General features: G+C 60.3%; 10 protein-coding genes and 1 pseudogene. 6 read left to right on the forward strand and 5 right to left on the reverse strand.

From position 1 onward, the window contains the following. On the reverse strand, positions 1-329 hold a 329-nt coding region (locus M3461_18715), incomplete at its 3' end, for an NAD(P)H-dependent oxidoreductase (GenBank protein ID MDQ3776237.1). Positions 330-870: 541 nt separating this feature from the next. Here M3461_18715 and M3461_18720 point away from each other — a divergent pair. After that, complete coding sequence (locus tag M3461_18720) at positions 871-2,562, forward strand: hypothetical protein (GenBank protein MDQ3776238.1); 1,692 nt, start codon at positions 871-873, stop codon at positions 2,560-2,562. Positions 2,563-3,123: 561 nt separating this feature from the next. Here the strand turns inward: M3461_18720 and M3461_18725 are convergent. The 4 genes from M3461_18725 to M3461_18740 all read right to left on the reverse strand — a co-directional run bounded on the left by M3461_18725 (position 3,124) and on the right by M3461_18740 (position 4,923). After that, on the reverse strand, positions 3,124-3,324 hold the full coding sequence (locus tag M3461_18725) for a type II toxin-antitoxin system RelE/ParE family toxin (protein MDQ3776239.1): 201 nt from the start codon (positions 3,322-3,324) through the stop codon (positions 3,124-3,126). 41 nt (positions 3,325-3,365) lie between these two features. Next, the gene (locus M3461_18730; GenBank protein ID MDQ3776240.1) at positions 3,366-4,019 is read right to left on the reverse strand and encodes a TetR/AcrR family transcriptional regulator; all 654 of its coding nucleotides are present in this window, start codon (positions 4,017-4,019) and stop codon (positions 3,366-3,368) included. 200 nt (positions 4,020-4,219) lie between these two features. Further along, the gene (locus M3461_18735; protein MDQ3776241.1) at positions 4,220-4,681 is read right to left on the reverse strand and encodes a type II toxin-antitoxin system VapC family toxin; all 462 of its coding nucleotides are present in this window, start codon (positions 4,679-4,681) and stop codon (positions 4,220-4,222) included. Beyond that, positions 4,648-4,923, reverse strand: a complete 276-nt coding sequence (locus M3461_18740) for an Arc family DNA-binding protein (GenBank protein ID MDQ3776242.1) — start codon at positions 4,921-4,923, stop codon at positions 4,648-4,650. Before M3461_18740 ends, M3461_18735 begins: the two co-directional genes overlap by 34 nt. Before the next feature lie 436 nt (positions 4,924-5,359). On the opposite strand from M3461_18740, the pseudogene M3461_18745 reads away from it, so the two are divergent. From M3461_18745 to M3461_18765, 5 genes and pseudogenes are all read left to right on the forward strand, one after another. Next, positions 5,360-6,106, forward strand: a pseudogene (locus tag M3461_18745) (3-oxoacyl-ACP reductase FabG). A gap of 57 nt (positions 6,107-6,163) precedes the next feature. Beyond that, positions 6,164-6,913, forward strand: coding sequence for an SDR family oxidoreductase (locus tag M3461_18750; protein MDQ3776243.1), 750 nt, complete (start codon positions 6,164-6,166; stop codon positions 6,911-6,913). A gap of 289 nt (positions 6,914-7,202) precedes the next feature. Further along, positions 7,203-8,129, forward strand: coding sequence for an ABC transporter ATP-binding protein (locus M3461_18755; protein ID MDQ3776244.1), 927 nt, complete (start codon positions 7,203-7,205; stop codon positions 8,127-8,129). Continuing rightward, positions 8,126-8,887, forward strand: a complete 762-nt coding sequence (locus M3461_18760; protein ID MDQ3776245.1) for an ABC transporter permease — start codon at positions 8,126-8,128, stop codon at positions 8,885-8,887. The genes M3461_18755 and M3461_18760 overlap by 4 nt, the downstream gene beginning before the upstream one ends. A 156-nt stretch (positions 8,888-9,043) precedes the next feature. Next, positions 9,044-11,048: sigma 54-interacting transcriptional regulator (locus M3461_18765; protein MDQ3776246.1), on the forward strand; the 2,005-nt coding region annotated here is incomplete at its 3' end.

Here is an 11,048-nt window from a genome sequence, read left to right on the forward strand (position 1 = left end):
GCGCTCGGCTTGTAAAAGTACTCTTCGAGGAAGTGATCGAGGAGGTTGGCGAGCGCGGGCGGGACGGTGTGGTTGTATTCGCCCGACACGATCACGTACGCGTCCGCCGCCTTCACGCGCTCGGCCAGCCGCTCGAGCGACTCCGGTGCGCCTCCCGGCGGATATTCCTTGTACATCTTGTCGAGGAGCGGCAGCCGGCACTCGATCGGATCGACGAGGAAGACATCGTGCCCGCGTTCTCGGCACTTGTTGGTGATGAAGCGCGCGGCCTTGATCCCTTGCCGCGTCGAGCGGACGGACCCATAGAGGACGAGCAGGTTGAGTTTCATGAGTTCCTCCTTCGGAGAGCTTGCCTCGTTTATCCAACAGTACCGCCCGGCTCGATGAGTGGATTCCCTCCAGCTCAAGCGGCCTTGGGCTGGAGCAGCGATCTGAAGTAGAATTGGTCGGGCAACGTTGAGTGAGTATAGCAATGGGAACTCATTAAAGATAGCAGGAGCAGACCACGGCTGCCTCATAGCTGGCACTTCCCACGCTTCGAAGACCACCCAACGACCGCTCCTGGCTGGCAAGCGATCAGGATGTCGAGAAGTCGTAACCCGACCCAAAGCAGCCTTTCATATTTTGTCGAGACCAGTTGTTCGATAGGCCTCGGTAACATCTATAACATCCGGGGCGATTCAACCCGCCTATCGAGAAGTGCAGGGTATGCCCAGCCGATGGGACCCAAAGCAGCATTACGAAGACGAAAAAGGCCCCCAATCTCATTAGATGGCTTTCTTGTTGGACTACGGTTACGATGGGCGAGTACTAGGCGAGACGGGGACGTGACTAGTGGTTGCTGAACAATGCTATTGGCTCTTGTGCTTTGTGCCGCCCGGGGAGACCACGAGTCCAAAGATATTCGGGTTCTCCGAGTTCATAGGGACGCTTGCACTGATGGTGCTGGTCTGGACACTCGCGGATGTGAAGTACCGCTTCCGGGTCGCGGTGGCTTCCGGAACGTTGTACCTGACGACCTTTGCGCTGATGGCGGCTATCGGCGTCTTGTCGCTGTTGACGGAAGTATGGCGCGCTCAAGGTTGGTGGGTCCCTCGCATGGCCGGGTTGAGTTACGCCCTGTGGCAGATGATCCTGGGCATGTTGTTCTTTGTGACTTTCCTGACTTGGATGTGGTACGCATTCATTCGGCCTCCGGTCTATGGGAGGAGGAACGCGAAGCGGTATGTCCATCAGCTTTATCGGGTCACCCTTAAAGGGTCTCCCACGGAGTTGCCTGTCATCGCGGACGAGCTGTCGCGCTCGGCGAAGACATTGATTCACTACGCGAGCGACAGGGGCGAGTTCAAGAACGACAAGGAGGAGGGAGCAGCGACAGACGATTCCAAAAAGAAAAACAAGGTGCCAGAGGTAACGGGCTTCGCCGATGACATCCTCTTACTTATCGCAGACAAGAAGTTCTGTCGCTATATTGTCAAATCGTCGCCCATTACAGCCTTGGCGTTCTTTCAGGAGATAGGATCAACCAAGAAGTACGGCGTTCCTATCGAGATATTCGCAAAGAACATCACCAACGAAGCTTTGGAAAACAAAGACTCGTTCCTGTTTCACGAATCTGAGGGGTATCACTCCGGATTGATTGGCTATCACAAGCCACTTAGCCAAGCCATGTACGCGAATTACAAAATGGTCGAAGCCATAGGGACGCTTCTTGATCCTGATATTTCGGGAAAGATAAAGTGGGGTGCTTTGCAGTGGGAGGCATACTGCCGAATCGTTTTGATGACATTTCGCAACTATGTCGAGCATGGCCATGGTGGGCATTCTTTCGTTCTTTATCGTGCACAGGGTTATATCGAACACGCGGTGTTTGACCTCTATAAAATAAACGGAATGGTAGCCGGCACGTGGGACGATGAGGTGCGTCACCGGCTGGGGGTCGTAGTGCGCTTCCTTAAGGACGCTATTAGGATTCTTAATGAAAAGGGGAGCCCGAGGTACGTGGAGCTGAGGGTAAGGGATGACCACCGTGTCTCTAGCGTTTACGACAACATAGCCAAGATGATATTTGAAGTGATGTTTGCGGCATCAGCGGTAAGAGCGCCAAGAGACCTTTGCTGGTGGATCCAGCACAATTCTGTGTGGGGTGAGGTGTTTAATTTTAGTAATAGGGATGGAGTAGCCTCGAAGATCATACACTTCAAGGTGCGTCGCCTTCTCTATAATGAAATAGTGGACATGTCGAGGTTCCCAAATTTCAAGGGTGCGAAGATACTTGGGTTTGTATTAAATGTATTAGGGCTCAGATTCCGAAAAGAAAAGTATTTTCGAGACAGTAACGCGCTCCATAAGGCGGTTCTGTCTTGGACGAGAAGAAACTATGCTTGGCTTTATACCTATAACCCCCGCGTTGCAGAGGCTTGCCTTGTCGATGGCATCACCTACGACCAAGCGAACCTGCGTCTTGTTCAGACATATCCCGCAGAAGGTCTGCGGCGCGAGGCTGCGTATGTATATCTCGAACTTGATCCACCATCACTGAGTTCGGGAGTTAAGGACTAACGAGGCTCTGCCTCAGACCGACGAGGTGTATAATCTCGCAGCGACATAGCAAGCGGGCGACTCGCTGCTCGGACACATCGCCTAGGACGATCAATATCACCGCTCGAAGCGCTGAGCGGATTGCGGGCTCCCTCTCGGGACCGCGCCCTTTCAAGGCAACCATCGTCGCGGTGTCGTAGATGCGTTTGCTCGCTTTGCGGCTTGAGCGAAGCCTCTTTCCCTTTGCGACGCGGCGCAATGGGGTAGGGGTTTTTTTGTCCTGCGATCAAAAACTTGACTCATTTGCATCACATTTCATGATGCAAGTACTCTAGGCAGAAATTGTGCGCCCGCACAAATTGGCTGTATCTGTCGTCGGACCATCAGTGACTGTCTGCCTTCTGGCCGCAAGCGGACCGAGCGAAAACCTGCCCCAAGCGAACAATCAATTCTCGAAGTCAGCATCGGGCCTGCGCCAATGTCACGAGCCAGGTCGGATGCCGTCACCCCAATCTCGGTCAGTTCGTCGGACAGGATCTCGCCCGGATAAATGGCAGGCCCACCTAGCTTCACAGTCGCCTCCTAGTGGTAATCCACAATCTCAACATTCGATGGGCCGGAAGCATCGGCCGGCCACTCGAAGCAAATCCGCCACTGCTCGTTGATGCGGATGCTAAGCTGGCCGGCGCGATCGCCGCTCAGCGCCTCCAGCCGATTCCCCGGCAAGGCCCGCAGTGCTTGGAGATGGCGGGCCAGATGCGCTGGCCACGCTTCGGGTCGTATCCTCCGGCCCTTGGGGCAGACCACCGGTCATTAAGCAGGTATCACGCAAGTCGTCGTCTGCGTGCCGCGCCGGCTGGTGTCTCGTGACCCCGGCGCGCTTCAGGCCAAGATCGTAGCGCTATCCGGGCCACGCGTTGCAATTCATCACGGCTTGCACCGCCTGCTGCCTGGACCGCCATTCCAACGGTGACCGTTGCGATGAAGCGGGCGAGATCGGCGGCGTTGGTGTCGGCCGGTAGATCACCATCCGATATCGCGCGCTCGAAGCGCTGGCCTATCGCCGCCTCGCCTGCCTTGCGGCGCGAGACCAGTTCCTGCCGGATGGGCTCTGCCGCCTCTCCGCATGAAAGCGCGCCCTGCACCAAGAGACATCCCGGCGGATGGCACCGATCGCTCAGCAAGTCGACGGCCCCGCCTAGCAGGCGTTCGACGACGGCGCGGGCTGTCGGCGCTTCCAGGGCCTCGCGAAAATAGGCCGCCGGCCCTTCGGCGTAGCGATCGATCGCCTTGCGGAATAACGCCTCCTTGTTGCCAAAGGCGGCGTAGAGGCTCGGACGGTTGATGCCCATGGCCTCCGTCAGATCCGGCAGCGATGTACCCTCGTAGCCCTTGCGCCAGAAGACCTGCAGGGCCCGGTCCAGGGCCCTATCGACGTCGAAGGCTCGCGGACGTCCTATCGGTGCAGGGGGGTTCATCACTTTCATACCGATTGATACTAAAGCCCTTGACAGCTCTTGTCCACGCGTGCATTATATACCGTACGGTACATAACACATGCCCCGGAACCCCTGCGAGGTAGAGGACAGTGACGAATAAACTCGCAGGCAACCACGCCTCGGGGCCCGACTAAAACCCCCTGAACGAGCGCGTCCCCGAAGGCGCGGCACCCCTGCGCTTAGGCCTTAAAGGGCGACCTATGACGGTCCGGCCGATCATCGGTTTCCCGCCGCATGACCCCCCTCCGTTTTTTTAGGTATGCATCCATCGTCAGCGCCTGGTCAGGAAATGCCCTGAGCACCGCCTTGTCGGCGGTCACCAGCGGAACGCCGAGCACCTCTGCCAAAACGACAAACTCGCAATCGTAGGCCGAAAGGCGCGATCTCGCGGCGATCTCGAACACCCAAACGCTCGGCACGAGATGCTCGCTGCCGGCGAGGGTGCGTTCGGCCGCCTCCATGACCTGCATGATCTGCGCCACGGTCAGGCTGCCGTCCCGGAGGTAGCCGACTAAAATGCTGCGCATCTCCGACCGCCACAGGATCGGGACATGCCACTCCGGATCCTTCACACGCACGCCCTGGGCGAGCGCCGTGAGCGGACCGTTCAACCAGCAGTAGGCGATGACGTTGCTGTCCACGACGAGCACGCCCGACCTTGGCGCTTATGGCGGCGGACGTGGGCGTGCTCGATCTTGGGCAGTTTGGCGGTAAAGGCCTTCAGCTCCAGCGCGTGCGCCTCGGGATCCGCGGTGGGCGCCGCCAGGTCTCTTTCCAGCCGCGCGAGGATCTCGCTGTTCAAGCTCCTGCGGCTCTTCTCGGCGCTTTCCTTGAGCCTGGCATGGAGGTGCTCGGGGATGTTCTTGAGTGTCAGTGTCCGCATGGATCATGCTTGGAACCGATTTGGAACCGCCGTAGTCTAGGGGCGCTGATAGGGCCTGTCAACGTGCCTGCACACATAGGTACCCTTTCGCTCTAAAGACCGCATCGAGCCGATTCTGTACGTCGGACCGCCATGCCGGAGCTGTCATAGCCGCGTCAACGGATGAGGACAGGACCATGCGATACACGGCTCGGCATGCCCGGCGGAATTCGTATACCGATTCCCTCGCCTGGGACGGGCGCTGGTAGCTCATCTACGGCGAGCCCTATGCTATGGTGCTGTGCGCCCTGCGGCCTGGCTGGCCCGGAAGGTCCTACTGACCTTCGGCCCGGCCCTCGCCATTAATATTAAAGCCCTTGACAGCCCGCGTCCACGCGTCCATTATATACCGTACGGTACATAACAAAGGACCCGGATCCGCTGGGGGAGCAGGACAGTGACGAAGAAACTCGCAGGCAAGGTCGCATTGATCACGGGTGGATCGCGCGGGATCGGCGCGGCCATCGCGCGAGGCGGCTCGCACTTGACGGTGCTGCCGTCGCCATCACCTACGCCAGCGCGCAGCAGAAGGCCGACGAAGTGGTGCGCGCCATGGAGTCGGCAGGCGGGCGCGCCGTGGCGATCCGCGCCGACAGCGGCGACGCCGGGGCGGTGAAAAACGCCGTTGTCGAGACGGTGCGCACGCTCGGCTGTCTCGACGTGCTGGTCAACACGCGCGGGGATCGCGGTGGTAGCGCCGCTCGACCGGTTCTCGCTCGATGACTTCGACCGTATGGTGGCGGTGAATGTCCGCGCCGTCTTCGTTGCCGTGCAGGAGGCGTCCCGCCACATGAGCGAAGGCGGGCGCATCATCACCATCGGCAGCGTCAACGCCGACCGCATTCCCTTCCCGGGGGGCGGTGTGTACGCAATGACCAAGGCGGCCGTTGCCGGCCTCACTCGCGGGCTCGCCCGCGACCTCGGCCCGCGCGGCATCACGATCAACAACGTGCAGCCCGGCCCGATCGACACCAACATGAACCCGGCGGATGGGCCGTTGGCCGAGGCGATGAAGGGCTGGACCGCGCTGGCGCGTTACGGCCGGGGCGAGGAGATCGCCGACATGGTCGCCTACCTCGCCGGGCCGGAAGCGGGCTTTGTCACCGGTGCCAGCCTGACCATCGACGGAGGTTACGCGGCATAGCCATATATCGCATCGACGAGATGGCTTTGGTACGAAATCACAGAGAGGAGCAATGACATGGCGAAACCCTTAGCAGGCAAGGTGGCATTGGTCACCGGCGGATCGCGCGGGATCGGCGCGGCGATCGCGAAGCGTCTTGCGGCGGATGGTGCGGACGTCGCGGTGAGCTACGCGGCGTCGGCCGACAAGGCCAAGGCGGTGGTCGACGCGCTCGAAGGCCACGGCGTACGCGCGGCGGCGTTCCAGGCCGACCAGGCCTATCCCGGCCAGGTGGAAGGTCTGGTCAAGGCGGTCGTCGAGGGCTTCGGCCGGCTCGACATCCTCGTCAACAGTGCCGGTGTCTTCGTCACCGGTATGGTCGGCGATCGTTCTATGGACATCGCCGGGCTCGATCGGCAATTCGCGATCAATGTCGGCGGTGTGGCGGCAGCCGTGCGCGCGGCAGCGCCGTTCATGGTCGAAGGCGGCCGGATCATTTCGATCGGTTCCGTTGCCGGGAGTCGCGCGCCGTGGCCCGGCTTTGCCGACTATTCGGCGAGCAAGGCGGCCGTAGCTGCCTACACTCGGGGGTGGGCGCGGGACCTCGGCCCGAAGGGCATTACCGTGAACGTCGTGCAGCCGGGCCCGATCGATACCGACATGAACCCGGCCGACGGCGCTTTCGCCGAAGCACAGAAGGCGGGCACGGCGCTCGGCCGCTATGGGACACCCGAAGAGGTCGCCGCCGCGGTCGCTTTTCTCGCAAGTCCGGACGCGGCCTTCATCACCGGCGCGACACTAGACGTGGATGGCGGCTTTAGCGCCTGATCGCACCATGAATTCGTAGCTGCAATGCAAATCGCACTGGCGGCCGCGACGCTGCGCTCTGCCCTGACCCCTGAGGCATTCCGGTCCCAAAAGCCACGAAACATCGTGAACCCGCGAGGACCCCATGCAAGGTTCGTCGGCGAGTGTACCGGGGGAACGCCGTCTTGTGCCGCGCATTGCTGTCCGCTCGGAACATCTCATCGAAACCCTAGCGGATCGCAAAAGCATCGTTTCCAACTCCTGGTCGGCAGCGACCGTGGATCCTTCGGCGTCTGCTACAATCAGCGCCGTGGCACCGATCATCTCCATCTCAAATCTTGCCAAAACCTATGCCTCCGGATTCCAGGCCCTGAAGAACATCACCCTGGACATTCGCCGGGCCGAGATTTTCGCCCTGCTCGGCCCAAACGGCGCCGGCAAGACGACCCTGATCAGCATCATCTGCGGCATCGTGAACCCAAGCGAGGGCGCAGTCTCGGTCGATGGTCACGACATCATCGCGGCGTACCGGACGGTCCGCTCGATGATTGGTCTCGTCCCTCAAGAACTGACCACGGACGCGTTCGAGACCATTTGGGCGACCGTCACATTCAGCCGGGGATTGTTTGGCAAGGCGCCAAACCCCGCTTACATCGAGAAGGTGCTGAAGGATCTGTCTTTGTGGGACAAGAAAGACAACAAGATCATGACGCTGTCGGGGGGGATGAAGCGCCGGCTCTTGATTGCGAAGGCGCTCTCGCACGAGCCGCAGATCCTGTTCCTCGATGAACCAACGGCCGGCGTCGATGTCGAGCTGCGTAAGGACATGTGGCAGATCGTGCGATCCCTGCGCGCGTCCGGCGTGACAATTATCTTGACCACCCACTACATCGAAGAAGCCCAAGAGATGGCGGATCGGATCGGGGTTATGGCAAAGGGTGAGCTCATCCTGGTCGAAAGGAAGGACGAGCTGATGCGCAAGCTCGGCAAGAAGCAGCTCGTGCTTCACCTACATAACAGGCTCGCCAGTATTCCGCCGGAGCTCGCCGCCTACGGCCTGGAGCTGAATGCAGACGGCAGCGAGCTGATGTATAACTACGATACACGCGTCGAGCGCACCGGCATCAGCGCACTCATGAAGGACATCAGCGCGGCAGGGATCGTGTTCACCGATCTCAACACGACCGAGCGTTCGCTAGAGGACATTTTCGTCGATCTGGTGAGAGCATCGAGATGAACCTTCAGGCGGTCCGAGCGATCTACGTGTTCGAGATGGCCCGCACATGGCGCACCTTGATGCAAAGCATCGTCGCCCCAGTGATCTCGACCTCACTGTATTTCGTGGTTTTTGGAGGCGCAATCGGCTCACGCATTGCCGAGATCGACGGCGTGAGTTACGGCGCATTCATCGTACCGGGCCTTATCATGCTTTCGCTGCTGACGCAGAGCATCGCCAATGCCTCGTTCGGGATCTACTTCCCGCGGTTTTCGGGCACGATCTACGAGATTCTGTCGGCACCCGTGTCCCCTTTCGAGATCGTGCTCGGGTATGTCGGCGCGGCCGCCACCAAGTCCGTTATCTTGGGGTTGATCATACTGGCAACCGCGGGCTTGTTTGTGCCCCTGCGCATTGCTCATCCACTCACGATGCTCACGTTCCTGGTGTTGACGGCGCTCACGTTTAGCCTGTTCGGGTTCATCCTTGGCGTTTGGGCCGATGGCTTTGAGAAGTTGCAGGTCGTGCCCCTGCTCGTCATCACCCCACTGACCTTTCTCGGCGGTACGTTCTACTCGGTGAACATGCTGCCTCCATTTTGGCAGACCGTAACGATGGTCAATCCTGTCGTCTATTTGGTCAGCGGGTTTCGCTGGAGCTTCTACGAGATTGCCGACGTGAGCGTGAGTGCAAGCCTGATCGCAACGCTCGGGTTCCTTGCCCTATGTCTAGGCGCCGTGTGGTGGATCTTCAAGACCGGATACCGGCTCAAGGCGTGAGCCCTGTGCGGGTTTTCCCAGATCGGATTCGCTATTGATCGCATTGCGCTTCCTTCATCGGCGCGCGCTGTGTCGCCAAGGTCCGGTTGTGGCCGGCGAGCAACCGGCCCAGGCGGCCGCTTCCGGGTGCGTTGGTCTCAGCCTATACTGAAATATATGGATACGGGCTTTGACCTCACAGGCGAAGAACGTGCCGAGCAGTACCGGACCCTGTTGGAGGTATCGGAGTCGATCGCCGCGCACCGCGACCTCCCGGATCTGTTTCATGAAATCGCTCAAAGCCTGCACCGCGTGGTCCGCTTCGCGTACATGTGGCTGATCCTGTATGACGCCGAGCGCGACGTCATGCGCGTACATCTTCTTGAAGCGGCCAAGCCGAGCGCCGATGTCTTGGGCTGCCAGGACCTACCCGTGGAGGACTCGCCCGGCGGTTGGGCCTGGCAAACGCAGCGGCCTCTGGTGGTCTCGAAGCTTGAGAGCGAGACCCGTTTCCCCAAGGTGACCGCCCTATTGCGCCAGCAAGGTATGCGGTCCTTTTGCGCGGTCCCGCTTACCACCGCGCAGCGGCGGTTGGGCGCCCTCGAATTCGGGAGCCTGGATGAGTCTGCCTATGATGAGGCGGATTTGGATTTCCTGCACCAGGTGGCCACGCAGGTCGCGGTTGCCGTGGACAACGCGCTGAACTATCAGAGCGTACAGCGCTACCAGCAGGCGCTCTTCCGCGAGCGTGACCACCTTCGCCTGCTTCTTGAAGTGAACAACGCGGTGGTCTCCAACCTCGAATTGAAGCCGCTGTTTTCCGCCATCACCACGAGCCTTCGCAAAGTGATCCAGCACGAATACACAAGCCTGGCACTCTACGAGGCCGAGAGCCACCGATTGCGGTTGCACGCCTTGGATTTCCCGGAGGGCAAGGGCTTGATCCACGAGGGCGCCCATGCGCCGATTGAACAGTCACCCGGCGGCCTAGCCTTTACAACACGCAAGCCGGTGCTACTGAATGCGGAGGATCTGGGACGTTTTCAATCGGAGTTCGTCCGGCAGTTGACTGCCGAGGGGGTCCAATCCGTCTGTTGCCTTCCGTTGATCACCCCGAGCCGCATCCTCGGAACCCTGAACCTGGCCAGTTTGCGCGATGGCAATTTCAGCGAAACAGACGCGGATCTGCTAAGTCAAGTGGCCGGCCAGATCGCGATTGCCCTGGAAAATGCCCTGGCCTTTCGCGAGATCGATGAGCTCAAGAACCAGCTCGCGAAGGAGAAGCTCTACCTCGAAGACGAAATCCGCACCGAGTTCAGTTTCGAGGAGATCGTCGGCGAGAGCACAGCGCTCAAGCGTATCCTGAACCAGGTGGAAACGGTCGCCCCGACCGATTCCACCGTCCTCGTTCTCGGGGAGACGGGGACCGGCAAGGAATTGATCGCCCGAGCGATCCACAACCTGAGCGGGCGGCACGAGCGGACGTTCGTCAAGATGAACTGCGCGGCGATCCCGACCGGGCTCTTGGAAAGCGAATTATTTGGCCACGAGCGAGGGGCCTTCACGGGCGCCATCGCCCAGAAGATCGGCCGCTTCGAGCTGGCTCATCAAGGCACGCTCTTCCTCGACGAAGTCGGTGACATCCCGCCGGAGATGCAAGCGAAGCTCCTTCGGGTGTTGCAGGAGCAGGAATTCGAGCGCTTGGGGAGCCCCCGGACCCTCCGCGTGAATGTGCGCCTGGTGGCGGCGACCAACCGCGATCTCGCGCGGATGGTCGCCGACAGAGCGTTCCGCAGCGATCTCTACTACCGTCTGAATGTTTTTCCGATCACCGCCCCTCCCCTGCGGGAGCGTCCAGAAGACATCCCCTTGCTGGTCCGCTACTTCGCGCAGCGCTACGCGCGGCGCATGCGCAAGCGCGTCGAGACGATCCCAACGGAGACCCTGACGGCCCTCTGCCACTATCCCTGGCCGGGCAACATCCGGGAGCTCGAAAATCTGATCGAGCGTTCCGTGATCCTATCGCAAGAGCCCGATCTGCGGGTTCCGATCGAGGAGCTGAAAGCACAGGCAACGGCCACCTCCGACGGGGCAGTTACACTGGAAGCCGCCGAGCGTGACCATATCCTGCGCGCCTTGCGGGAAGCCAATGGGGTGATCGGGGGGTCGGCCGGCGCCGCCG

This window comes from Pseudomonadota bacterium, assembly GCA_030860485.1.
GTDB lineage: Bacteria > Pseudomonadota > Gammaproteobacteria > JACCXJ01 > JACCXJ01 > JACCXJ01.